This window comes from Planococcus antarcticus DSM 14505 (assembly GCF_001687565.2).
Taxonomy (GTDB): domain Bacteria; phylum Bacillota; class Bacilli; order Bacillales_A; family Planococcaceae; genus Planococcus; species Planococcus antarcticus.
Genome location: NZ_CP016534.2, coordinates 602,083 through 627,510, shown reverse-complemented (window position 1 = coordinate 627,510; position 25,428 = coordinate 602,083). Strand labels below are relative to the sequence as shown.

The window sequence follows — 25,428 nt, the reverse complement described above, 5'->3', positions numbered from 1 at the left end:
TTGCGACGAAGCTAGCGCAGCGGTGCAGGAGCACACCTTTGCTCTTCGCCGCCTTTCGCTCTTTCTTCTACGCATTTTTGAATAACTAATAAATGAAAATTGGCGAGGACTCCTGCAGTATAAGATTTTGGCAAGTGATAATGCTGCGTCTTATGACCGTCGAGGGCCCGCAGGATGCGGGTCAGCTAACTGTTGCGACAGGATGTCTCGATCTTAGGTTAGCTTCTGCTTTTGGCTACCTCCGCTTTTCCCTGTCCAGCTTCAGTGCCCAGGTCCTCGAGTCGCTTCAGCCTTTCCGCCAATGGCTGAAAATCGCCAGTACCGGTAAGGCTTCCAGCGCTTGTCGGACCTACACGGGCGCTTTCGCTTTTCTTTGTCCAGCTTCAGTGCCCAGGTCCTCGAGTCGCTTCAGCCTTTCCGCCAATGGCTGAAAATCGCCAGTACCGGTAAGGCTTCCAGCGCTTGTCGGACCTACACGGGCGCTTTCGCTTTTCTTTCATCAATCAACAATAAAATACCTGGCATCCGGATGAGCAAAGACAATCGCTGACACCGAAGCTTCCGGATCCATCATGTATTCTTCGGTTAAATGGACACCGATGTCTTCGGGCTTGATGAGATTAAAGAGTTTGGCTTGGTCTTCTAGGTTCGGACATGCCGGGTAGCCGAACGAGAAGCGCTGGCCTTGGTATTTTGCGGCAAAGCGTTCGCGCATCGAGAAGTCTGTGGCGTCTGAGAAGCCCCATTGGTCACGGATCTCTTGGTGGATGCGCTCGGCAAAACCTTCTGCAAGTTCAAGCGCTGTTGCTTGAAGTGCGTGACTTTCTAGGAATTTCCCTTGCTCTTTCAAACGCGTTGCTTCTTCTCTTACGCCAAATCCGGCAGTTACTTGCATCAAGGCTGCGTAATCCATTTCTCCACTGTCCACGGATTTCAAGTAATCGGACAGGCACAAAAATGGCGACGCTGATTGGCGCGGGAAAGTAAAGCGCTCGATTTCCGTTTTGGCGTCTTTCGGATCGTAGATGATGACATCATCCCCGTCACTTTGAGCGGGGAAAAATTGATAAAGACCGGATGGCTTCAAAAGACCCGACCCCAAGAATTCGGTTGCCAGTTCATGCAACTCGACTGCACGCGGATCACCTTGTGCTAAGGTTTTATCACTATAGCCTTTTAAGCCGAGGTGATGGCCAATCAATGTACGCATATTGACGTATGGATACAGATGCGCCACGGAATAATCCTTTAACACATGACGGCGCAAATCGTTCGGAACATACACTTGAACATCTTCACGAACGGTTTTGACTGGCTTCTCAGCAACTGCAACAGCCGGCTTCGCTGTTCGCACAGCTTCAGAAGCTTGGCGTTTTTCTTGTTGTGCATCTAATTCCAGCAGCAACTCCGCTTTTCCGGCATCACTTTGCAGACGATTCGCTAAGTCTAGTCCTTGCATTGCGTCTTTCGCATAAATGACCGGTCCGTCGTATTCCGCTGAAATCTTGGTTTCCGTAAAGCGTCTAGACAACGCCGCACCACCAACTAGAATCGGCACATCAATGCCTGCTTCCTTGAAATCTTGCGCAGTAATAACCATTTGCTTCGCTGACTTAACGAGTAACCCAGACAAGCCAATCATATCCGGCTTTTCTTTTCGAATCACTTCAATCAACGTGGCCGGTGTCACTTTAATGCCGACATCAATCACTTTAAAGCCATTATTGCTCAAGATGATTTCGACTAGGTTTTTGCCGATGTCATGGACATCCCCTTTAACCGTGGCCAGCACAATCTTCCCTTTTCCAGAGTCATCTTCTTTCTTCTCCATAAACTGTTCGAGGAATGAAACCGCAGCTTTCATAACGCCTGCACTTTGCAGCACTTCGGCGACAATCAATTGATTGTCATTAAACAATCGACCTACTTCGGCCATTCCTTTCATTAATGGTCCATTGATAACATCCAGCGGTTCATCGTATATTTCCAATGCTTTTTCCAAATCTGGAACCAAGCCTTCTTTTGTTCCCTCTATAATATAGTAGGCGAGGCGATCAGGTACCGTTTTTGGGATATCGTCTTCGGTTTTCTCTTTTTTCTTGTCGCGGTAGAAAGCGGTAAAATCAGCCAATGTGGCATCTGTCGTCGTAAACAGCAATTCATTGGCCATATCAATTTCTTGTTTCGGTATCGATGCATAACGTTCCAGTTTTTCGGTGTTGACGATGGCATAATCCAAACCTGCCTGCGTGCAATGGTATAAATAGACCGCATTCAAGACTTCACGGCCAACCGGCGGCAAGCCGAACGATACGTTACTGACACCTAAAATGGTTAATGCACGCGGCAGTTTTTCTTTGATTAAGCGGATTCCTTCGATGGTTTCCACCGCAGAGCCGATGTATTGCTGATCACCCGTGCCCACTGGAAATACCAATGGATCGAAAATAATGTCTTCCGGCGCTAGGCCCCATTTATTGACCAATAAGTCATAAGAACGTTTTGCAATTTCCAGCTTGCGTTCACGCGTGACCGCCATTCCCACTTCATCGATCGTGCCGACCACAACTGCCGCACCGTATTTTTTCACCAACGGCATGACCGCCTCAAAGCGCTCTTCTCCGTCTTCTAAGTTAATCGAGTTGATAATGGCCTTTCCCTGGGAAAACTTTAATGCCACTTCAATGACTTCTTCGTCCGTGGAATCGATAACCAGCGGGACTTTGACTTTTTTGACGACTTCTTTCATGAAATGTGTCATGTCTTCAACTTCATCACGATCCGGATTCGCCAAACAAATATCAATGACATGTGCGCCATTCTTCACTTGTGCACGTGCGATTTCAGACGCTTCCTCGAACTGGCCATCAACAATTAGTCGTTTAAATTTACGAGAACCGATGACATTTGTTCGTTCGCCAATGAATAAAGGACGCATGGTTTCGTCGTATTGCAGCGGTTCAATGCCGGAAACGACATGACCGTGATTGACAGGATCCGGTTTTCTTGGTGGCAGGCCTTCCATCGCTTCACGCACCGCCTTAATATGCGCGGGCGTTGTGCCGCAACAGCCGCCGACCACATTCAACCAGCCTTTATCCGCAAATCCCCGCAGCTTTTTCGCAAGCGACTCGGGTGTTTCGTGATAATGACCTTCTTCATCCGGTAAACCAGCGTTCGGGTAACAGCTAACGTAGCCGTCCGACAGCTCAGACAGCGAACGGATATGGTCTGTCATGAATTCCGGCCCGGTTGCACAGTTCAACCCGACCGATAGCGGTTTAACGTGTTCAATTGAGATGTAAAACGCTTCGATGCTCTGGCCCGCGAGCGTGGTACCCATCGGTTCGATGGTCCCTGAAACCATAATTGGCAATTCGATTCCTGTTTCTTCAAAGGCTTGTTTGATGCCAATGGTTGCCGCTTTGACATTCAGCATGTCTTGGCTGGTTTCCAGCAGGATCAAATCTGCGCCGCCTTCGATCAAGGCCTTGGCTTGTACATAGAAGTTTTCCCGCATTTCATCAAATGTTGCGCCACCTGTCACAGACAAGGTTTTCGTCGTCGGCCCAATAGCACCCGCCACAAAACGCGGCCATTCCGGTGTTGAAAAAGCATATGCCGCTTTTTTGGCGATTTCCACTGCGCGTCGGTTGATTTCCGCCGCCTGACTACCAATTCCATACTCATCCAAAACAATTGGCGTACCGCCAAAGGAATTGGTACAAAGAATATCCGCTCCCGCTTCGAGATAAGCGGTATGGACATCCTCGATGACATCCGGACGGACAATATTTAAGTACTCGTTGCAGCCGTCAAACTCTTCGCCCCCGAAGTCTTCAGGAGAAAGATCGACGTTCTGGATCATCGTTCCCATGGCTCCGTCGATGATTAATATTCTTTTTTCAAGTTGCTGTTCAATAAGATGTTTGGGCATGGCTGCGATCGCTCTCTTTCTGTTGATCTAGTTGTCGGATGTAACGGATCAATTCAACGGTCATATCGTAACGGACGAACGGAGTGATTAGGTAAATGCCGTGGAACAGCTCCGCCGCCGTATCAATCAATTCTTTCGCGATTTGGATGCCTTCCACTGTTGCGCGGTCTTTGTCTTCGCCGCACGTACGCATGCGTTCGAGCGCATCGTCCGACAGCTTGATGCCCGGCACTTCGTTGTGCAGGAATTCCGCACTGCGAATACTGGTCAACGGCATCACACCAATGAAAATCGGTGTTTCCAGATGTTTGGTCGCTTCGTGGATTTCGATGATTTTTTCTTTGGTATAAACCGGCTGCGAGATAAAATAATCCGCACCGCTTTCGATTTTCTTTTCAAGCCTTGCAACTGCCCGGTCTAGTACACGGACATTCGGATTGAATGCCGCAGCGACCGAGAAGTTGGCTTTTTTCCGCAGCGGCTTGCCGGAAAATGAAATACCTTCATTTAGCTTTTTAATCAATTGGATTAATTCCATACTCGATACGTCATAGACGCTGGTCGCTCCCGGGAAATCACCGACTTTGGTCGGATCGCCCGTCACGGCGAGTATATCATGCATACCGAGCGCATCAAGCCCCATCAAATGCGATTGCAGGCCAATCAGGTTACGATCGCGACAAGTGATATGGGCTAGCGGTCGAATGTTTTCCGTATGCTTGAGGATTGAGCCCATTGCCATATTGCTGATGCGCGGCGACGCCAGCGAATTGTCCGCCATGGTCACGGCATCGACTCCTGCTTCGTTTAAAGCAACAGATCCTTCCATAAATTTAGTGATGTCCAAATGGCGTGGCGTATCCAATTCCACAATGATGGTTCGTTCCGTTTTTGCTTTTTCGTGGAGCGGCTTAACCTCCAACGCTTCCGCTTCACGGATGACAATCGGTTTTCTGGCTGTTACTTCTTTATGGAAGATTGGTGGCAAATTGCCGAGATGCTTTTTCACCGCTTCGATGTGCTTCGGTGTTGTGCCACAGCAACCGCCGATCAAACGAACGCCTTCTTCTCTCAATAGCAAAGCAGCGCGTCCGAAATAATCTGCTTCCGATTCATAGACGATCCGGCCATCTTCCACATCCAGCAAGCTGGCATTTGGGTAGGCAGAAAGAAAAGCTGTTTCAGGCAAAGTGACTTCTTCAAAAGCTTGGATGGTGTGGTGTGGCCCAAGACGGCAATTGACTCCGACAATATCGGCTCCGAGTGCCTCCAATTGATGCAAGGCATCATTCAAAGACATGCCATTTTGCAGGATGCCTGGGTCATGCATCGATACTTGTGCAATTAATGGCGTGTCTGTGATGCCTTTCAACTGTTTAACGGTTGCCGCCAACTCTTCAAAATCGTAATAGGTTTCCAGTAACAATCCGTCTGGGTTTCCGGCAAGCAAATGACTGGCTTGCTGGTCAACCATCGCAATGATTTCCTGCAAGGTAGCGTCACTTTTACGAATTCCTCGGATGCCGCCGATCGTTCCAAAGACAAATTGACCACCCGGTGCCGCTGCGCGTTTAGCGATTTCAATAGCAGCTTTGTTGATGTCTGCGACTTGCTCTTCTAGTCCGTAACGGGCAAGTTTGAATGCGTTCGCTCCGTAAGTATTCGTTTGGATGATATCTGCTCCGGCTGTAATGTAATCTTGATGGATCTTCTCGATGATTTCGGGGCGTTGCAAATTCAATTCCTCGTTGCAATACTCGATTCCGTAAGAATACAGCAAGGTTCCCATGCCACCGTCCGCCGTTAAAATTTTAGTCTTCAGTTCATCCAATAAGCCCATCTACTCACCCCCCTATATATACAAAAAAAGCCTCCGTGAAAAAGAAGGCTTTACGATATCAAACTCGTTCCTTTTCATCTGCCAGACAATTTCTTGCCTGCTGGATTTAGCACCTGACCTTTCGGCTGGTTGCTGAAGCGTCACAGGGCCAGTCCCTCAACTTCTCTCGATAAGAATTCACTATTCAATTTTAAGTGTTCTACGTATGGTAACCGTATCTGTTGAGCAGGTCAAGGGAATATAACAATAAACAATGAATTTTCTGTTATTTATTTCACGATGTACCAGTCGAAACAAAAAGCAGCTCCTAGATGTTTGTTGGAACGCGGCTCCTAATGAAAAGCTACGCGGAAAAATTCTCTTTGACTTTCCTATATTTTAACTTCTATTTTTTTTGGCTCAACACCAAAGTCTGTTCTTGACGTGAAAAACGATACAAAAAAACACCTGTATCCTCTATAGTTGAAAGTACCACCCAACAACGAAAGAGGTATACAGATGCACACTCATTTTACCAATTTTCTTCTTAATATAAAAGAACTTTCGGTTTCAGAAGTCCAAAAAGTGGAGGCCGACGTTTGGATTCAGGTCCAGCCGACCGACCGCCTCCAAGCGTGTCCGCAATGCCAGGGAACAGAGGTCATCCGGAAAGGCTGTGCTTATCAGCGGAAAGTACGCCATCTTTCTGCTTTTGGCTGCCGTGTCTTTCTCTTTCTTCCGGCCATCCGGTTGATGTGTAAACAGTGCGACGTTTCATTTGTCTGGCAATATGGGTGCGTCGCGCCTGGGAGACGGTATACAAAACAGTTTGAAGCTTCTCTCCCGCGTCAGGTGATCGGCGCAACCGTGACCCACGCAGCGAAACAGACACAAACACCGGCTACGACCGTGGAACGTGTGTTCAAACAATGGATGGAAACGGAAAGTGCACATGTCCAGGGCACTTGCCAGGAACAGGCTCTAAACAGCAGCCAGTTGGTTTTGGGCATCGATGATTTCGCAATTCGGAAAGGCCATACGTATAATACCGGGATTCATGATTTGCGCGGCGGAACGTTCCTGGACATCATTCCGGGTCGAAGACTGGATGAACTGCGGGCTTATGACCAAGTGAATCCGAAATGGCGCGACCTTCAACCGGCGGCCGTCGTCATGGATCTGGCAACAGGCTACCACACGTTCATCAAGGAACTGTATCCGTCGGCGATCCGGATTGCCGATCGGTTTCACGTCAATCGCTACGTAACGGAAGCGCTGCAAGTGGTTCGGAAACGGGTCGAGAAAGAGCTTGCTTCCCGCGCCCGTCATCAATTGAAGCAGCATCACCGAATCCTCGGGAAACGGGCGGATCAACTGTCCGAAAAGGAAAACAAATTGGTTAGCCAATTCCTTCAGTATTCAGAGGTTTTACGGAAAGTCTACGAATGGAAAGAAGCATTTATCACTTGGTACGACTGCAGTGCCAGTCATTCTTTGGCTGAAAAAGGATATGCACGATGGCTGGAACAAGGGGAACAAATCGAACATTTCGCTGTACAGAATTGCCTGAAAACCATGAAAAACTGGCGGAAAGAAATCTGTAATTACCACCATCTCCGCTTCACGAATGCGGCGGTGGAAGGACGGAACAACAAAATCAAGGCCCTGCAGCGTCGACATTACTTCACGCGGAATCCCAAGCACTATAAACAACGGATTCTGCTGGAATGTAACGAAGAACTTTTACGGTGTTAAAAAGAATCAAGTACATGTTTTGGTGAAGAGCCTTTTTTTTACTGCTATATATTTCGCAATGGTTTCATAATGCGTTTTAGTGGCAAAGCGCTGATAGTCTGCAACGATGTAAAATTCTTTTTTCGCACGCGTTACAGCGACATTCAGTAAATTCGGTTTTGAGCATGACCATTGAGCAGCTCCGTCACTATCAGCATCAGTTCCTGCAACAAAATAAACGATTTCCGCTTCTTTTCCTTGGAAAGTATGGACCGTACCGATGGATTTTTCTATCCAATCAGTGATTTTTTGTGGCTCGATAGATAGTGCTTTCAGTTTTCTGCGAACAGCTGTTTTCAAGCCATCTTTGACCGCAGTAAATGGCGTAATAACAAAAATAGTTGGCTCTTTGTTTTCTGCTGACCAATGTCCAGCGATCAGCTCTGCAATCAATTCACCTTGTTCTTTGACGTATTGACGGTTAATAGCTTTTCCTGAACAGTCATACCAACCAACTTGTCCTATTTCTTTTTTCACTATTACCATCTTCCCTTCATAGGCAATTTCATTGGCGATGGAAAACATCGGATCAAGGCAACGGCGATGGACCCATAATGGTGTTCCGATCCAGTCTCCACTAATTTTCCATGTGCCAGTCGGGTTTGCACGATCCGCTAAACTTTGAACAGAAGCACCGTTGCCGATAAAGTCCTCTTCCAGCTTATAATGCTTCCGGATATCCGTTAAAATCGTCTGATCTATCGTAACTACCGGCTCAATTTGAATTGGATCTCCAACTACTATGGCTTTTCGTGATCTCCATAAAGCACCCGCTGCCTGTTGTGGACTTGCCTGCCCTGCTTCGTCAATGAATAGATAGTGGATAAAATCCTTGTCTATTCCGCGATACATAGATGATAAGCTTGCGAAAGTTGTGCTCACGACCGGCGTGATCAAATGAATGATGTTCCACATATTTTTAAGGTAACGGACATGATCTTCATCATTTAAATTTAGTTTGTTTCGCGACATTAACAAGCGGATGGCATCCTTTACAGTCACATAATTAAACGCCAAAAATAATTTATGCAGTTTCATCGCTTTCAGGAACAACAAGCCCCGTTCAAAATTCAGCTCATCTGTCAGCCAAATTGTCGCTTTCTGCCTTTTTTCATAGGCCTCAGTATGCCCCTGCCAATATTCTTCAGTCGGCAGCACAAGTCCTTGTTTTTCATAGTAAGAAAGTTTCTCAAAAAAAGATTGCTGTTGCTCTTCGAGTTGCTGTTGTTGGTCCTGCAAGTCATTTCGCTGTTGCTGAATTGCAAACTGTCTGGAATGCAAGGTTTTCAATTCACCCAAGTATTGAACAAGTTCTTTTTTGATTTCATCTCTTTTTACATCTTTTTTGCCAAGCATCTTTTGGAAAAATGGAAGATTTGGCAAAATCGCTAATTCACTTTCCGTTAACTCTCGGTTGATTTCCAATTGCTTCATGTTTTCTGCAACTGCAAGTTCTTCGTGTGCGTTTTCTTCGACTTTTGCTTTCAGCTCCAGTAATTTGGTTTGTTCAATTTCAAACTGGCCGAACTGTTCAGCTAGTTTCTGTAGCTTCGACTTTTTTTCTTCAATCGATGCATGCAGTCCCTGGAATTCCTCTACTGCCTGCTGCCAGTCTCTGGTACTGCTTTTCGCAGCAGTTTTTTGTAACTGGCTGATTAGTCTGTCTGGATCGTCTTTCGATCCCATAAGCACTTTACTGAAATCACTAATATTTCCACTTTTGCCAAGCGCTCCCGAAAACAATCCCCAAGCTTCTTCATCTTTGCCAAGCATCTTTTCTGCTGTCTCTGGGAAAAATGCCAATTGGTTTGCTGTATCTGCATATACTTTTTCGTATTCCGGAAAACTTCTTTCTTCGTTTGGCGAGCGAATTGCTTCCTCTTTCTGCGGCAGCTCTTTTGAAATGTTCTCAACTGCTCCATTATTGCTTGATGCAACTACCATGGAGAAATTCGTTAATTCCTCATTTAAAATGGATATAGAGAATGAATAGGGATCATCAAAAGTAACCTTTTTTTCAAATGTAAATCCCTGCTTTGGGTCTTGGAGCTTGGCCATTTCTAACGCTCGGTTAACGACAACATTTGCGAATATCTCTTTAAGTAAGGTAGTCTTCCCAGTTCCCGGCGGCCCATTGACCGAATCAATATTTTGCCCATTATTCATGATTTGATTAACAGCTACTTGCTGCATCAATGACAGACGATGTTCTACCGGCGACAGCCATCTGCCAGCTGGCAGAAATTTTGGTTGTAATGTGTGTTCAATGTATTTGCGATTTTCATCTATATCTACTTTTTTATCGGCACCTTCAATAAACTGCCGGATGGTCTCGTTGCTATCTTTTTCAAGAATTTGCTGCAAATCCTTCAAATAAAAGCTATTAAAGTTCATTTTACTTTTTAAGCTTTTTATTTTCTTTACCTCTGTTTCTATGTAAAAACGATCTGCATTCCCTATTTCTCCAAACAATTCGCTGTAAAGCCGTTTAACTTCACGCAGAGATTGTTCGTTGATCCCATTTAGAAAGGCCGCTTCCGTCTGCTCTTTAAACAAGCTCATTTGAGAGTCGTAATTGGCTTGAAGCAAATCATAATCCACAGTCGAGCTGTCATTCAATTTTTTAATAAGAAACATGACGATAGGGACAAACAACGAGTCGGCAATGTACTTGCCTTTGTGGTCTACAGAAAAGACAAAGCTGAATAACATGGATGAATCTTCATTAATGATTTCTTCCTTGCTTTTAAAATGATCGCGCAGGAATCGAACCAACTTGCTTTGCTCAAAGCAGTTCATGTAATAATGAGATTGTGATCCAAATGCCTGCTCATCTTTTAGTTGAACAGCTTGCCATGTATAACCATCAATTAAAGCAGATTCTACAGCAGCTCTGTATTCCTCATCTTTAAACAACGACTTGCTTAATTCATTTCCTCTGTCTGGCACTTGGCTGGGGGTAACCGCCTCTACTAAATGCCAGGCTTTTAATGTTGCAGTTACTTTCTTTGCAGTCATTTCTTCTCTCTCCTTTTCGTTAGCTTAACCAAATGATACCACGAAACTAAATTGCATTATATTTCCATGTAAATTAATTTCCTACAAGTCATGTTTTGTATTGCGAACAGATTCCATCTTCTTTTACTAATCTCTATTCATAGAACCATTCCAACATTTAATCTCTTTAACAAGCTCTAGCCGTCAACAAAAATAAAAACTACAGATTCCCCAATGCTGTCGGGTTCACCTGCAGTTTGACGAGTAGTTGTCACTAAAAAAAGTCAGAAAATGCGCTCATTTATTGCATTAAACCGGATATCCTGCGCATCGAATTTATACCAGGTAAATGTTCCACCCTCCAGCACCCAGCTGACTTCCATTTTTACCGGAACCGTCAAGCCGTCAACCAGCTGCTGTTCTATAACGGTGCCGATACACAACAGCGGAAGCGCGTCTTTTCCGCTGTCTTTGTAGCGCCACGCTTCCACTCTCAGCAATTCGCTTTGTTCGTTGAAAAAATAAGTAGCGGAGCCCGTCAGCTCTCTGTATGTTATTGTCGCTTTCGCTGTGTGCGCATCTACTCTCTCCCATGAAAGGAGTGGACTGAAGACAGCTGATGGATACCAAGCCATCTCCATCAAGTAACGCTGCAGCGCCGACTGATTGGTCTTTTCATTGTCAACTGATTTGGAAATTGGAAGAATGCCGGCTATTTTGATGCGCATGCTGGCCTTGCCTTCCTCGAAGCTGTCTTTGCCCGTTACAAATAATCCTTTCCCCATTTTCATCTTCACTGACCAGCGAAATGCAGGCGGATCCGTAAAGCTGATTTGCTTCGCTTCAGATGCGGTCCATGCTTTTTGCTCCGGCTTCAGTTTTATCCAACCCGATTGTTTGAGACTGACATTATTGATTTGTTCGTGGCCGACAGCACCAATTGCGTGAAGCCAATTTTTCACGGGTAGCGGGAGCGACTCAGTCATTTCCGCTGTCATTCTCTTGGTTATGGCACGATTGGATTTTGCACCGGGTGCAGCTTTCTTCTTCATGGTAATCCCTCCTTCAGATTCTATACCTGTTTTCGTGACTTTTAAGGCATCTTTTCATCGATCCCAATCTTGAACTAAAGATGTTCAACTGTAGAGATTTTTTCATCCAAATCAAAAAACCTGTCTAGAATCTAAATTCCACACAGGTTTTTTAAGTCGTTTTTTTCATTGTGCTCTGTACATCCTTTAAAATAGGCTCTGCAATTCCTTTATCGGCCGAACATCCGGCTGGTCTTCGTAGCTAGTGAATTCGATTTCCCCGATACGCATACCGACATTGTATTCTCCGATGACGGTATCTAGCAGAATAAAGGAAGCTGAGATGAATTCATCTTCATTTTCTTCAGTAAATCCTTTGATATAAATCGTCAAATTTACTTCTTCTCTGTCTTCTTCAAACGTAAAGAAGATATCACCCCATGTCAGTTCAATATCGCCGTACGCGACGGAAAATTCTTCATTATGTGGCTGTCGAAAACCAATAAGGTCGAAGTTGTTAAGAACTGGAGCATTTCCGACCAACTCGATGACATCTTCAAAAGCTTCCACTACACCATCCGCACTAACAATAAACTCGCGTTTTCCGGCGACCAGGCTCTCCCCAAACTCAAAAGCCAAATGCCGATTGACCTTATGCAACTTCTTTTCCAGCTGGCTGAAAAGCTTGTCTCTGCCGAACTCGTTCAACTCGAAGTAGGCTTCTTTGTTGTCTATAAACCATCCCCAGAAAGCCGCCACCCTATTTTTCCTCTTCGGCAACCAATTCATCCCGCTATCCCCTTTGCTTCCATCTATATTCTTTTCTCTCTATCATAATCATTTTCACATGAAAGTGATAGTTCTTTTTATCCATATCCAAAAGACTACTTACTGTCTGCTTCTATTTCGTAAGTTCGGAATTTCATCATGGAAATTATACCGAATACAGGACCGATGCTCAGTAAGGCAAATACCCATTTCCAGCCGATAATGCTTTGCACGACTGGAATCAAATTGATCGAAAAAATGGTGATTAAAAATCCAATGCACATCTGAAACGTCAAAGCTGTTCCTACATAAGGAAGCTCTGCGAATTCTGTCACCGCTGCTGAAAATTGGGCGAAATCGGAAATTACGAACATTCCCCAAATGACTGACACCGTTAGCGTCAGCCACAATGCCTGTCCGAATGTAAAGCCAATGACAACCGAACAGCTGGCGCTGACTACGAGAGAAATAATGGTTAGCCGTGACCTTCCCACCTTATCTGCCACTAGGCCCCCTAAAACGCAGCCAACCGCTCCGGCAACTCCAATCGATACAAAAGAGGCAAAAGCAATCATTGTCGGACTAACTTGCGAAGAATAACTGGCAAAACTCGCAGCAAGAAAAACAGGAAGCCATGTCCACATCGCACACAATTCCCACATATGGCCAAAATAGCCATAGTTCGCCAGAATGACGGGTTTATTGACCAGTACTTGTTTCATCAATTTAAAGGAAAAAACCATTCGTTGTTGAGTAGCTGGTGCGTCCACTACTACCCAGTTCATAATCCCGGCAGCAGCCAATGCCAGTAGCGAGCTGACGAAGATAACCAATTTCCAGTCGACAGAAGAAAAAAAGATGCTGATGAAATGAGGCAAGGACGAGCCCAAAGTCAACGCCGCGATCAAAATGCCAAGCGCCAACCCTCTTTTCGCCGGGAACCATTGGGACAGTAATTGAACGGCTGTTGGATAAACGCCTGCTAGTGTCACACCTGTCAATATCCGCAAGATGATTCCGATTGCGGCACTGTCAGTAACGGTCAACAGTCCATTGACCATCGCTCCCGCCAATGCAGCAAGCGCAAAAACTTTTCGTGCATTAAAGCGATCTGAAATACCGAAATAGACGCTGATTAATGTGCCGATGATAAAACCGACCGGGACAGATGCCGATAACCAGGCTTCCGTCCGCGTGGTGAGACTCCAGAGCTCCCTCAATTCCGGTCCCGTTACGCTTTCACTAAACCATAAACTCAACGCAAATAGCTCCGCTAGCGCAATCCATACTAAAGCCTTCCATTTTCCCGCCCCAATAACACTGCTCCTTCCGCAAAACAAACCGATCCTGATCCTTCTCTTCTCCTCATCATAGAACAGCAAAAGCAAATAAGAAAGCTGATAAGAAAAACTGGCGCCTGCTGAAACTAGAGGGATAGCATATTTTTTTATAGAATATTGTTGTCATGATTTTATCCTTTCCAAACAAAAAGAAACCCTTCACCAGTTGAATGTCCTGATGAAGGGCTTTGGAATTTCTGAACATATCAAGTTGCGTTTATGGCGATTGTAATCTGTATCAGCAAACTGGCCTTTACTTTCATGATTCACGCTCTGTTTTTTTGCAACATGGGTTAAACCTTATTAATAAGCCCGGGCGTCTTCAATTTCCAGCTATCTGCTCTCTCTCAATCGAATCGCCTTTTTCCAATGTAGGAACCTCAATGTTCACCGTGTCCGGATATTTGATGCCTGCCCCTGTGTTCAGCGCCACAACGGTTTCTCCTTCTTTAATCCATCCTTCTTTTTGGAGTTGGCGGATTGCTGCAAATACAGCGGCCCCTTCCGGACAAATAAAAGATCCTTCCAGGCGAGCGACTTTTGCCTGCTCGGCAAGCATGGCCTGGTCGTCAATCGCGATGGCACAGCCCTGTGTTTTGTAAATAGCGTCCAGCACCAGAAAATCGCCTAAAGCTTTTGGAACATTGATGCCAAAAGCTTGCGTACTTGAATTTACCCAGAATTCGGACTCGTTCTTGTTCTCTTGCCAAGCTTTGACGATCGGCGCACAGCCGGTTGCTTGAACGGCTACAAGGCGCGGCAAATCGCCTTCAACCCAGCCGAGCTTCTTCAATTCATTGAGGGCTTTATAGATGCCGATCAATCCGACACCGCCGCCTGTCGGATAGAGAATGACGTCCGGCATTTCCCAGTCCATCTGCTCAGCGATCTCTAGCCCCATCGTTTTCTTGCCTTCGATGCGGTAAGGCTCTTTTAATGTCGATACATCGTACAGACCGAAATCCTTTACGGCTTGTCCGACAATCTTCCCGGCATCGCTGATCAGCCCATTCACCAAATACAAATTGGCACCTGACAACGCCACTTCGTTGCGGGTGATTTTCGGTGCATCTTGTGGCATGACGATTGTCGATTGGATGCCGGCTTTAGCACCGTAAAGTGCCCAGGCAGCACCTGCATTGCCATTTGTCGGCATCGCAAACTCTTTGACGCCCACTTCCTTGGCTTTCGAAACTCCTACTGCCGCTCCTCTCGCCTTAAACGTACCGGTTGGAATAAGCCCTTCGTCTTTCATATAAAGATTGGTGACATCCATGTCTGCTCCTAATGTCGGCATCGCAATTAGAGGCGTCATGCCTTCTCCTTGAGAAACAACATTTTTTTCATTTTCCACCGGCAGCAGTTCATGGTATCTCCATAAATCTGGCTGCCTTTTTGCCACTTCATCCCGCTTCAGTTCCGCCTTCAGCTCGTCCCAAAGATAATCTACCAACAAAGGCGAACCGCAAATACACAATTGATGCTGCTGCTTGGTATCGTAAACAGCTTCGCATTTCGGGCAATATAGATGAGAAATATAACTGTATTTCAATTCAAGCACTCCTTTTTCATGAATCTTGCTGTATTGAAAACAACTAGTCTTCCTGACGCCAATAGCCCAGAAATGGATCCCGGGCTATTGAATCGATCTTATTTTATTTAGCTGTGAAAGTTAAGCCCGGATGTGACCGGTGCCACATAACCTGCGCGGATGACGAAATCACCGAAATGCTCGTTTTCCTGGCGCTCTTTGGCGAATTGGAAAAAGATCGGCTTGAGTGTCGCTAAAATCTCTTCTTCCCCCGATATTCTCACGGTATATTTTATTGAGCCGGTCGCCGGCAAAGCCTGCACCCGAATACATATTGTATGTGCCAGACGCTTTTCCGGAATACTTCTATTCAATGCAGAAAGGAATTAATTTGAAAGTATGAGAAGAGTTGAGGAGGGGCAGAAGATGACGGTGATTCCCATTATGATCGATTTGGAAGGCAAAAAAGTGATTGTTGTAGGTGGTGGGCGCATCGCCGAACGGAGGTTAGACAGTTTGCTTGATAACGGAGCGGGGATGATCGTAATCAGTTCCTCTGTAACACCGGAAATAAGTCGATGGGCTGAAGAAGGAAAAATGATTTGGAAGCAAAAAAGCTTCGAGCCAACAGATGCCGAAGATGCTTTCATGATAATCATCGCTACCGACGACCTAGCCGTCAATGCTTCTGCACGAAAAGCCGTTCCTCCACATTGCTTAGTGAATGCTTCTGCTAAAGCAGAGTCCGGCAATATCCATTTTCCTGCTCATTTCAAGAGGGGTAAATTGAGCATCGCGGTTTCAACGAACGGCGCAAGCCCGATGCTCGCAAAAAAAATCAAACACGAGCTGAAAAACCAGTTTGACGAACACTATGAACAATACTTGGAATTTCTTTTCAACGCCAGACAGCTTTTGAAGCAAATCCAGCTTTCCTGGATGAATCATTCTTACAGAGCGTGGCCCAGCAGCAGACACTTCGCGAATTGCGACTGCTCGTAAACAGAGACAACGATTTTCGTTAGGATTCGAGCTGAAAACCGATTTCTCACAAACCATTTCAATCCAAAAACAGACGAAGTTCAAGCCTGAATTCCCGGACTTTCCGTTATCTATCTACCGCACCATAAACATCCGTTCCTGTATGGAAGCCATCTGCGATAACCGTGTCCCGCATATTCTCGGCCGTTACCGGTATCGGCGTCAATAGGATGGATGGAACATCGATTTTGCCGTTGTTGACATATTTAACGGTGGTGACGTCTTCTCCTTTTGCCATTCTGACAGCCAAAGCAGCAGCTTGTTGAGTCAAGGTCTGAATCGGTTTGTAGACTGTCATTGTCTGGGTTCCGCCAACGATTCGCTGTGCCGCAGCAAGCTCTGCATCCTGACCCGCTACTGGAATCTGACCCGCCAAACCTTGCGCTTCCAATGCCTGAATAACACCTCCAGCAGTCGCGTCATTGGCGGCAATGACCGCATCGATTTGATTGTTGTTCGCTGCAAGTGCTTCTGTCATATTAAGGAAGGCCTTTTCCGGCGACCAATCCTCTGTCCATTGATCGTAGACAATTTTGATGTCTCCCCGGTTGATGGCTGGCTGGAGTACATTAAATACACCTTTTTTGATCAGGTGAACATTATTATCGGTCGTTGCCCCTCCGATATAGACGTAATTCCCTGTTGGCACCAGCTCCAAAATCGACTCCGCCTGCATTTCTCCTACCTGCTCGTTATCAAATGATACGTATAGATCGATGTCTGCATTTTTCACCAGACGGTCATAGGCAATGACCTTAATGCCAGCACGATGCGCTTTTTGGACAATGGCCGCTGTCGCCTCCGCATTGTGTGGCACGATTACAAGGAGATCGATGCCTTGTTGGATCAGCGTTTCAGCCTGAGTGAGCTGCAATGCGTCATCGCCGTTGGCTGCAACAATTTCCACTTCCGCACCCAGCTCCTCCACCGCTTTCTTGAACAAGGCTTGGTCTTTCAGCCAGCGCTCCTCCTTCAGTGTATCCATGGAAAATCCGATTTTGACGGTCTCGTTACTGTCCGTCACCCGTATTTTTTCGGGTACGGCTTTGCCAATCGACTCTTCAGGTGCGCAGGCTCCGAATAACAGGCTGATGAATAAAACCAGTATCAGTCGAATTTCCTTATTCATCGCGTTGATCTTTCCTTTCCGTTAAAAGTGTCCGGCGGTATTCTTTTGGAGATACATCATTCATCTTCTTGAAGACCTTGCTGAAATAATTCGGCTCGTGATAACCGATTTCGAAGGAAATTTCCTTTAAGCTTTTCTGCGGATCTCCCAATAGCTTTTTCGCTTTGTCGATTCGGCAGGAGGTCAGAAAATCGATGTAGTTGATACCGAGTTTTTCCTTGAACATCTTGCTCAGATAAATGGGACTCAATTCCACTTTCCGCGCTAGCGCATCCAATGAGATGTCTTCATGGGAATGATCTATTATATATTGCTTAATCTGGTGAATTTTATCCACTTCAAGGCGATTGTAATGCTTCAGGTAGACCTGTTTCAGCCGTCCAACCACTTGAAGCGTTTCCACAAGCAGCTGTCGATGGTCTTTGGCTTGAATTGTGTAATAGGGAATGGTGGCGTCAATGCCCATTTCTCCCATGACCCGAGCAGTGATCCATAGAAATTCAAGTGTTCGCTGCTGAGTCCAGAGGATATTGACCCCTTCCTGCTCGAAACGGCGGATCAGGTCTGTCACCAATCGGTCAATCGACTCCCATTCCCCTAAACGAATAAAATCAAATAGCTTTTTCTCCTGTTGCTTGATGAAAGCCGCATCGCCCACTTTTTCAAGGGACGGAACATCAGAGGAAAAGCGGTATCTCGATGGCAGCGACAAATCCATTGTGGCAATCAGGGATTTCTGGTAGGAATTGCGGATGTCCTCCAGCGATTCACAGACCGGCCCCACGCCGACAAACCAGCCTTCCTGACGGCTTCCCGAAATGGATAGGATGGCTTTCACCAATGAAATTGCCTGGGAACGAAACGATTTTTCCTTGTCCCGAAAGACGATGATGGGCAATTGGCAGCCATACAATGCCCCAATCCACGCATTCTCAGTCTGGCGGATTTTTTCTTTTACTTGTGGATACAATCTCCCCAAGCCTTCCGGCACCAGAACTGTCATGACAAATTTTTCAGCAGTCGCAGGGATTTCCAGCATATCAACCAGCAATTCAATATGGACATCATGAACATGATCGAAAAGCAATTGGGTCACGACATCTGTCTCTACAATAGCCAGGGCTTTCTGAAAGTCTTCCTTCTGCTGGTGTTGAGTAGCTGAAACCTGCTCTTTTTGAGCTTGCTGCTCAAGCAGTTTGCCGACTGTCGCTACAATTTCACCGGCTTTACTCGGTTTCAGCAAATAGTCTTTGACTCCCAACTTTATCGCCTGCCGGGCATAATCGAAAGTATCGAAAGCAGTTACCATGATGAATTGAATGTCCCGGTTTTCTTGCTGGATTTTCTCTATCGCTTCCAGCCCGGTCATGCCTGGCATCATAATATCCATAAATATCCAGTCCGGTTTCCAGGATGCCGCAAGATTAATCGCAATTTTCCCGTTTTTCGCCTGCCTAATGTCGAAATCGTTGTAGGCATGCTGCAAAATGGCTTGCATGCCGTCCCGTTCAATCGGCTCATCATCTACTATCAATAGTTTGATCATGGTTAGCCGCCCCCCTGACTTTCGGTAGTTTCAAGATAATTTTAGTCCCTTGTCCTATCTCACTTTCAATGTCCACCAAATCGTCCTTTCCGTAAAACAGCTGTAGCCTTTTTACAACATTGGCAAAACCAATGCCGGTCGAATGGCCTTCTGCCGGTAAGATAGATCCCCCGAGCAGCATCTGCCGTTTTTCTTGGCTCATGCCTTTGCCATTGTCCTCAATTTCAATCCTCACTTCTCCTTGTTGGTCTTTGATGCGGAACCAGATATGGCCACCGTCTTCTTCTGGCTCAATCGCATGAATCACTGCATTTTCAATAAGCGGCTGCAGCGTGAGGCCCGGAATCTGCAAGTTTAAGCAGGTAGAATCCAACTCTGTAAAAAACTGAAGGCGGTCGCTGAACCGCGCTTTCTGGATTTCCATGTATTGGCGGAGGACAAACTCCTCTTCCGCAAGCGTCACAGCACGGTCCATTCGCTTCAAGTTATAGCGCAGCAAGCTGGCGACACTGACCAGCAGGTCACTGGTTTCTTCAGCGCCATCCAGGTAGGCTTTCTTGGATAAGGTATTCAAAGTATTGAATAGAAAATGGGGATTGATCTGGCTTTGCAGATTGCGCAGCTGGCTTTGCTGGAGCAGTAATTTGCTGTCCTGCAGCTCCCGTTCCAATTGTGCTTTCTGCTGAATTTCCAAAATCATGGCATTGATATTCCCCCGCATGTGATTGAAGGTTTTAGCCAAAAAAGAAATTTCATCATTGGAATCCACACGAATTTCCTGATCAAAACGGCCTTTAGCCAATTCATTTGCCGCTTTTGTCAGTTGATGGATTGGCTTGGTGATACTGAGTGAGAACAGATACGTAAACAGCAACAGCACCGCCGTGATCAGCAGCAACAGCCAGACACCCAGTTTCTTCAATTCCGCCGATTGATCAATGATTCCGCGGTAGAATCCTTCATAGGTTTTCAGTTCTGTATCAATAATGGTTAACGTCATTTCTGAAATATACATGGAAATCCGTGTAGCTTCTGTAAATTCCGCCAAGGAAGCTTCGGTAGCTTCCTGCTCCTGAAAACTGACGGAGCGATCCACCGTTTCCACAAAACTGCTGATCAGATGGCTGTAATTCGTCAAAGCGAATTCATTTTCCACATTCCTCAATTCATAGACAGTCGATTGAACGCCAAGAAGCCGTTCTCTGCTATCCTCGAGGCGCGATTGTGTTTCATCCGATGGCATCAATAAATAATTATTCAGATCCGTCACCATTTGCTGGCTTTCACTGGTAATTTCATTCATCTGCAAATAGCGCTGCAGTATGTCATTATATTGGGTCTGCACCTTTTGATTGTAGAAAGTCAGCGTCAGCCATATGGCGATCATCATCACCAACACCACGATTGCCAGCATCCAGATTTTTTTCTGAATCGTATTCATGGTCCTGCTTCCGCCCCTTTCACAACACGAATATCTGTGATGTACCCACTGGATTCCAGAGGAACGACTTCATTTCTTAACCATTGCATCATCAATTCAACGCTTTGCTCCCCCATCTGTTCGGGAGACTGCTGAATCATCGCATCTAGCTTGCCTTGGTCCAGCAATGACGCCGTTTCAGATCCATCATCAAATGAATAAAGGTGATACGGCGCCAATTGAGCTCGTCTGCTGATTTCTTTCATCAGCGGTCCGACATGATTGGCATTGAGTGCGATAAAGGCCTGGACATTCGGATATTGGTTGAGTACGTTTTGTGTGGCAACAATAATTTCTTCATCCGACTTGCCGCTTTCCGCATAAACCGTTGAAATGCCTTCATGCTGTGCAAGAACTTCGTTAACTCCCTGCATCCGCTGCCGTTGGCTATATTGCTGCTCCATATCCCCGAGTAGCACCACCTGTCCACTGCTGCCCATCTCTTTAACTAATTGCGCAGCCAGCATTTTGCCGGCCGCGTAATGATCCGACCCCACAAAGGTTTTACGTAGACTTTCTGCCACCGGTACATCATTAGCAACGATGATAATAGGAATGCCATAAAACGCGGCTTTCTCTTTCGTCAATTTCTTGAATTCCTCCGTATCCAGCCCCTGCACGATTACGCCGTCCACTTTGGAATGAAGAGCGATTTCAATCTGCTTCAAAAAATCTTCACGGTTGCTGCCGTAACTTCCCCAGACGTCCAAAATCACCCCTTCCTGTCCGGCTTGCGCCGCTGCACCTGCTCCGACTTTATCCCAAAAAGGAGTTTCAAGCTCCTGCGTTATTAGCACAAGCCGGTAGCTTTCTTCATCCGCAGGTATGGCAGCGGGTAATTGCCAATCGGATTGAAAAGCTCCTTCCGCCGACCATAAGGTGAAAAACCCAAGAACTGCACACACGGAACACAAGACGATCATGACTTTTTTTCTCACGGGAATCGGCTCCTTTTCCGGTAGTGAACTCTTCCCATCTTACCACTTGGCTGAAAATTCACAATACAGTTTCTTATGAGCAAAAGGCATCTCCCAAAAGGAGATGCCGCTTTATTTTCTTCATCTTTCAAACTGTCTAGGCACGCTGCCGACGCGTCATTACATCAAATATAACAGCTACCGCCAGAACGCCACCACGAATCATATATTGATAGGAAATGCCCGTCCCGAGCAAGTTCATGCCGCTGGATAATGAGGCCATCACGACAGCACCGATAATGGCTCCTGTGACGCGCCCAACTCCTCCTGCCGCTGAAACACCGCCTACATAAGCGGCAGCAATGGCATCCAGCTCGAACAATGTCCCTGCCGTAGTCGTTGCCGACTGCAGACGCGAAGTGAACAGCAAGCCCGATAAGGCAGCCAGCATGCCCATCGAGCCGAATACAATGTAAGTGATTTTCTTGACATTGATCCCGCTCAAGTGTGCTGCTTCCGGATTACTACCAACTGCGTAAATATTACGTCCTAAAACGGTCTTTGTCGTCAGAAAATGATAGATGACCACCACTATCAGCATAATGACCATTGTCCACGAAAACCCGTTATAGCCTGCTAGAATCCAGGTAATGTACGCAATGACCAAAGAAACGAGCAATAATTTAATGAGGAAAATGCCACTCGACATGACGTCAAAACCGTAAGTCATTTTATTTTTCCGAGTGGAAACTTCGCTGTAGATATACAAAATGATGGCGGCAACGCCAAGCAGCAACGACAGCAGGTGAAGGCCATTGACAAGCATTAGCGAGGGAATGAATCCGTTGCCGATTGCATTGAATTGATCGTTATTAATGATGATGGTTCCGGTATCTTCCGTGACATTCAGCAAAGCTCCGCGGAAAATGAGCATGCCTGCAAGTGTTGCCACAAAAGCAGGGATGCCAAGCTGCGCAATCAAAAACCCATTGAAAAGGCCAATCACAATCCCAAATAGCAGAACGATGGGAATGGTGATCCAAACGGAAAAACCCAGCTGTGTCATGAAGATTGCCGCGACAGCACCTAAAAAGCCGGCAACAAAGCCCACGGATAAATCAATATGGCGGATGACGATGACCAAGGTCATTCCGACAGCAAGGACAGCGATATAACCTGCAGAGTCCAATAGATTGCTGATGTTCCGGGATGAGATAAAAAGGCCATCTGTCATGATAGTGAATGTCAACATGATGACGATCAACGCGATGTACATGCCGTAATCGCGGATATTTGTTTTTACGATGGATTTAGCTTCCGTAAAAAGATTCATTGTTACTGCCTCCTATTGCGTCGCGAGCTCCATAATGGTCTCTTGAGTGGTTTCTTCAATTGCCAGTTCACCTTTCACTGCACCTTCAGCCATTACGTAGATGCGATCGCTCATTCCCATGATTTCACCAAGTTCTGAGGAAATCATGATGATGCTGAGCCCTTCTTTGATCAATTCGTTCATGATGGTATAGATTTCAAATTTAGCCCCCACGTCAATCCCGCGCGTGGGTTCATCGAGAATGAGGATTTTTGGTCCTGTGAACAGCCATTTGCCGAGCGAGACTTTCTGCTGGTTGCCGCCGCTCAATTTTCCAACAACCTGTTCAAGAGAACTGGCCTTAATATTCAAGGATTTTTTATAATCTGTCCCAACTTTCACTTCTTCATTCAGGTTCAGGATGCCTTTTCTGGAAATGCCCTTCATATGAGCGGCAGAGATATTGATTTTGATATCCTGTATCAAAAACAGCCCGTCGCCTTTACGGTCTTCTGTCACATAAGCAATGCCCGCTTTGATGGCGTCGCTGGTGTGCTTGAAGTTTTTCTTTTCTCCGTGCACTTCCAGTTCCCCTTCGAGCTTGTAGTTTTTAGGGTTACCGAATATACTGAGCGCCAGCTCTGTTCGGCCCGACCCCATCAGGCCTGCGATGCCGATGATTTCTCCTTTTTTCACTTCCAAGTTGATATTCTTTGCAACTTTGCGCCCCAGTTGGGGGTCATAGGCAGACCAGTCTGTCAGCTTCAATACGGTTTCGCCGATTTTCTTGTCCAACCGTTTCGGATAGATGTCTTCAATTTCACGTCCGACCATGTTTTTGATGATGATGCTTTCAGTGATCTCACCTTTTTGCGCATCGAGTGTGCAGATGGTTTTGCCATCCCTCAGCACGGTCGCTTTGTCGGCAATCGAAATGACTTCCTTCAATTTATGTGAAATCATGATGCAGGTGATGCCCTGGCTTCTCAGTTCCTTCAATAACTCCAATAAATTCTCGCTGTCGTTTTCGTTCAAGGCGGCGGTCGGTTCATCGAGGATCAGCAGTTTCACCTCTTTGCTGAGGGCTTTGGCAATTTCAACCAGCTGCTGTTTTCCGACGCCAAGATCCTTAATCAAGGTTTCCGGTGTGACATTGAGCTTTACTTTTTTCAGCATTTGTGTCGCTTGAACAACAGTTTCATTCCAGTCGACAAAAGGCCCTTTTGTGATTTCATTGCCGGCAAAGATGTTTTCGTATACGGTCAAATCCGGAAACAGTGCAAGCTCCTGATAAATGATGCCGATTCCTGCTCTGACACTGTCATTGATTTCGTTGAACTGCTGAACGTCCCCTTCAAAAACGATATCTCCTTTATAAGTTCCGTAAGGATAAACACCACTCAGCACCTTCATCAAGGTAGATTTACCGGCTCCATTTTCACCAATCAGGCAGTGAATTTCTCCCTTTTCAACTTTGAAACTGACATCGGAGAGCGCTTTGACGCCTGGAAACTCTTTGGTGATGTTGTTCATTTCTAAAATATAATCGATCATGCAATCGCCTCCCTGCTCTAAATACAAGTGAAACGGAAGAACAGCGATAGAAGTTCTATCACTATTTTTCCGCTTCGCTGTATTTTCTACTCTAGCCCCGTAAACTCACTTGCTTCATAATACTCGGAATCAATCAGTTCAGCTTTCACGTTGTCCTGGTCCACAACAATGACGGGCGTCTGTTTCGCTTTTACTTCTACCGATCCGTTGTCGTAAGTTCCTGTTGTTTCAGGTGTATTACCATCCAATACTTCAACTGCCATGCCCATTGCATCTGTAACCAATGAACGGACATCTTTAAAGACCGTCATCGATTGCTTTTCATCGATGATATATTGAATCGACGCTTTTTCTGCATCCTGCCCGGTAATCAAATAGCTAGATACCGCACTGTCAGAAGCAAATACATCTGCGATTGAACGGGCTGTTCCATCATTTGGCGCAAGTACTGCTACATCGCCTTTCATGTCATCCCCTACAGAAGTCAAATGCGTCTGTGCTTTGTTTTTGGATTCATTTGGATCCCAGTTGGTCGTAACCTGACCGATGATTTTGCTCAATTGCTCACGTGATAGGTCTCCCGTATCTTTTAACGCTTCTGCTTCACTCGAGTTGGCTACTTTGAATGTGCCATCAGCGATTTTTGGCTGAAGCACTTCCCATGCGCCTTCGAAGAACAGGAAGGCGTTATTATCTGAAGATGCTCCTGCATATAAGTAAAGTGGAATGTCCTTGCCTTCTGCATTGTCAACCAGATACTGCGCCTGCGCCGCTCCCACCGCTAAGCTGTCAAATGTCACGTAATAGTCGACTGCATCCGTGTCCGTGATCAAACGGTCGTAAGCAATGATAGTCACATCTTCTGCTTTCGCTGCTTCTACTGCCGCTGCAGCTGCTGGTCCATCATGAGGTGTAATGATCAATACTTTGATGCCTTTGTTTAACAAGGCTTCAACATTCTCTTTTTCTTTTGCTGAAGATCCCTGGCTGAATAAGATTTCTGTCGAATACTCGGAATCTGCCAATGCATCTTTGAAACGTTGCTCATCCTGAACCCATCTCGGCTCATCCTTGGTCGGCAATACAATTCCAATATCCACAGCTGATGAAGAGCCTCCACCGTCATCGCTATTGCATCCGGCAGCCACTAGCGCAAATACCACAAGCATCATTAGAAACAGAACGCCTTTTAAATTCTTTCTCATTATTCATCCCTCTCCCTTTGAATAAAC

16 protein-coding genes, 1 pseudogene and 1 riboswitch are annotated in these 25,428 nt (G+C 46.0%); of the genes and pseudogenes, 2 read left to right on the top strand and 15 right to left on the bottom strand.

Features of this window, described 5'->3' with window-relative positions:
* Positions 1-499: 499 nt before the first annotated feature.
* Both metH and BBH88_RS03230 read right to left on the bottom strand, forming a co-directional pair.
* Positions 500-3,937, bottom strand: coding sequence for a methionine synthase (gene metH, locus BBH88_RS03235; protein ID WP_065537301.1), 3,438 nt, complete (start codon positions 3,935-3,937; stop codon positions 500-502).
* Complete coding sequence (locus BBH88_RS03230) at positions 3,918-5,777, bottom strand: bifunctional homocysteine S-methyltransferase/methylenetetrahydrofolate reductase (RefSeq protein WP_006828632.1); 1,860 nt, start codon at positions 5,775-5,777, stop codon at positions 3,918-3,920. Before BBH88_RS03230 ends, metH begins: the two co-directional genes overlap by 20 nt.
* A gap of 71 nt (positions 5,778-5,848) precedes the next feature.
* Positions 5,849-5,953, bottom strand: a riboswitch (SAM riboswitch).
* Between the two features lie 322 nt (positions 5,954-6,275).
* On the opposite strand from BBH88_RS03230, the gene BBH88_RS03225 reads away from it, so the two are divergent.
* Positions 6,276-7,511 (top strand): ISL3 family transposase, encoded by a 1,236-nt coding sequence (locus BBH88_RS03225; protein WP_065537302.1) that lies wholly within the window; start codon positions 6,276-6,278, stop codon positions 7,509-7,511.
* Positions 7,512-7,517: 6 nt separating this feature from the next.
* Here the strand turns inward: BBH88_RS03225 and BBH88_RS03220 are convergent, their stop codons facing one another.
* The 6 genes and pseudogenes from BBH88_RS03220 to BBH88_RS19545 form a co-directional block, all read right to left on the bottom strand.
* Positions 7,518-10,568 (bottom strand): AAA domain-containing protein, encoded by a 3,051-nt coding sequence (locus tag BBH88_RS03220; RefSeq protein ID WP_065537303.1) that lies wholly within the window; start codon positions 10,566-10,568, stop codon positions 7,518-7,520.
* A gap of 263 nt (positions 10,569-10,831) precedes the next feature.
* The gene (locus tag BBH88_RS03215; RefSeq protein WP_065537304.1) at positions 10,832-11,599 is read right to left on the bottom strand and encodes a DUF6920 family protein; all 768 of its coding nucleotides are present in this window, start codon (positions 11,597-11,599) and stop codon (positions 10,832-10,834) included.
* A 186-nt stretch (positions 11,600-11,785) separates the two neighbouring features.
* A complete protein-coding gene (locus tag BBH88_RS03210; RefSeq protein WP_065537305.1) occupies positions 11,786-12,367 on the bottom strand; it encodes a hypothetical protein in 582 nt (193 codons plus the stop codon).
* 95 nt (positions 12,368-12,462) lie between these two features.
* A complete protein-coding gene (locus BBH88_RS03205; RefSeq protein ID WP_065537412.1) occupies positions 12,463-13,662 on the bottom strand; it encodes an MFS transporter in 1,200 nt (399 codons plus the stop codon).
* Positions 13,663-14,008: 346 nt separating this feature from the next.
* Complete coding sequence (locus BBH88_RS03200; RefSeq protein WP_065537306.1) at positions 14,009-15,238, bottom strand: threonine synthase; 1,230 nt, start codon at positions 15,236-15,238, stop codon at positions 14,009-14,011.
* A gap of 107 nt (positions 15,239-15,345) precedes the next feature.
* Positions 15,346-15,580: pseudogene (locus BBH88_RS19545) on the bottom strand (sulfite reductase); the annotation flags it as partial.
* 63 nt (positions 15,581-15,643) lie between these two features.
* Here BBH88_RS19545 and BBH88_RS03190 point away from each other — a divergent pair.
* Positions 15,644-16,219, top strand: coding sequence for an NAD(P)-binding protein (locus BBH88_RS03190; RefSeq protein WP_169823197.1), 576 nt, complete (start codon positions 15,644-15,646; stop codon positions 16,217-16,219).
* A gap of 106 nt (positions 16,220-16,325) precedes the next feature.
* Here the strand turns inward: BBH88_RS03190 and xylF are convergent, their stop codons facing one another.
* From xylF to BBH88_RS03155, 7 genes are all read right to left on the bottom strand, one after another.
* The gene (gene xylF, locus BBH88_RS03185; protein ID WP_065537308.1) at positions 16,326-17,387 is read right to left on the bottom strand and encodes a D-xylose ABC transporter substrate-binding protein; all 1,062 of its coding nucleotides are present in this window, start codon (positions 17,385-17,387) and stop codon (positions 16,326-16,328) included.
* A complete protein-coding gene (locus BBH88_RS03180; protein ID WP_065537309.1) occupies positions 17,380-18,933 on the bottom strand; it encodes a response regulator in 1,554 nt (517 codons plus the stop codon). The genes xylF and BBH88_RS03180 overlap by 8 nt, the downstream gene beginning before the upstream one ends.
* Complete coding sequence (locus BBH88_RS03175; RefSeq protein ID WP_065537310.1) at positions 18,908-20,374, bottom strand: sensor histidine kinase; 1,467 nt, start codon at positions 20,372-20,374, stop codon at positions 18,908-18,910. Before BBH88_RS03175 ends, BBH88_RS03180 begins: the two co-directional genes overlap by 26 nt.
* Positions 20,371-21,351: a substrate-binding domain-containing protein gene (locus BBH88_RS03170; protein WP_065537311.1), complete on the bottom strand. Its 981-nt coding sequence runs from the start codon at positions 21,349-21,351 to the stop codon at positions 20,371-20,373. Before BBH88_RS03170 ends, BBH88_RS03175 begins: the two co-directional genes overlap by 4 nt.
* Before the next feature lie 136 nt (positions 21,352-21,487).
* The gene (locus BBH88_RS03165; protein ID WP_065537312.1) at positions 21,488-22,663 is read right to left on the bottom strand and encodes a sugar ABC transporter permease; all 1,176 of its coding nucleotides are present in this window, start codon (positions 22,661-22,663) and stop codon (positions 21,488-21,490) included.
* A gap of 12 nt (positions 22,664-22,675) precedes the next feature.
* The gene (locus tag BBH88_RS03160) at positions 22,676-24,196 is read right to left on the bottom strand and encodes a sugar ABC transporter ATP-binding protein (RefSeq protein WP_065537313.1); all 1,521 of its coding nucleotides are present in this window, start codon (positions 24,194-24,196) and stop codon (positions 22,676-22,678) included.
* Positions 24,197-24,282: 86 nt separating this feature from the next.
* Positions 24,283-25,401, bottom strand: a complete 1,119-nt coding sequence (locus tag BBH88_RS03155) for a sugar ABC transporter substrate-binding protein (RefSeq protein ID WP_065537314.1) — start codon at positions 25,399-25,401, stop codon at positions 24,283-24,285.
* Between the last annotated feature and the right edge of the window lie 27 nt (positions 25,402-25,428).

What these genes read in the sequence shown, in the direction of transcription:
- BBH88_RS03160 (WP_065537313.1), bottom strand. Translation starts at nt 24,196, where the DNA reads ATGATCGATTATATTTTAGAAATGAACAACATCACCAAAGAGTTTCCA.
- BBH88_RS03230 (WP_006828632.1), bottom strand. Translation starts at nt 5,777, where the DNA reads ATGGGCTTATTGGATGAACTGAAGACTAAAATTTTAACGGCGGACGGT.
- BBH88_RS03165 (WP_065537312.1), bottom strand. Translation starts at nt 22,663, where the DNA reads ATGAATCTTTTTACGGAAGCTAAATCCATCGTAAAAACAAATATCCGC.
- BBH88_RS03210 (WP_065537305.1), bottom strand. Translation starts at nt 12,367, where the DNA reads ATGAATTGGTTGCCGAAGAGGAAAAATAGGGTGGCGGCTTTCTGGGGA.
- xylF (WP_065537308.1), bottom strand. Translation starts at nt 17,387, where the DNA reads ATGAATAAGGAAATTCGACTGATACTGGTTTTATTCATCAGCCTGTTA.
- BBH88_RS03190 (WP_169823197.1), top strand. Translation starts at nt 15,644, where the DNA reads ATGACGGTGATTCCCATTATGATCGATTTGGAAGGCAAAAAAGTGATT.
- BBH88_RS03225 (WP_065537302.1), top strand. Translation starts at nt 6,276, where the DNA reads ATGCACACTCATTTTACCAATTTTCTTCTTAATATAAAAGAACTTTCG.
- BBH88_RS03180 (WP_065537309.1), bottom strand. Translation starts at nt 18,933, where the DNA reads ATGATCAAACTATTGATAGTAGATGATGAGCCGATTGAACGGGACGGC.
- BBH88_RS03155 (WP_065537314.1), bottom strand. Translation starts at nt 25,401, where the DNA reads ATGAGAAAGAATTTAAAAGGCGTTCTGTTTCTAATGATGCTTGTGGTA.
- BBH88_RS03220 (WP_065537303.1), bottom strand. Translation starts at nt 10,568, where the DNA reads ATGACTGCAAAGAAAGTAACTGCAACATTAAAAGCCTGGCATTTAGTA.
- BBH88_RS03215 (WP_065537304.1), bottom strand. Translation starts at nt 11,599, where the DNA reads ATGAAGAAGAAAGCTGCACCCGGTGCAAAATCCAATCGTGCCATAACC.
- BBH88_RS03175 (WP_065537310.1), bottom strand. Translation starts at nt 20,374, where the DNA reads ATGAATACGATTCAGAAAAAAATCTGGATGCTGGCAATCGTGGTGTTG.
- metH (WP_065537301.1), bottom strand. Translation starts at nt 3,937, where the DNA reads ATGCCCAAACATCTTATTGAACAGCAACTTGAAAAAAGAATATTAATC.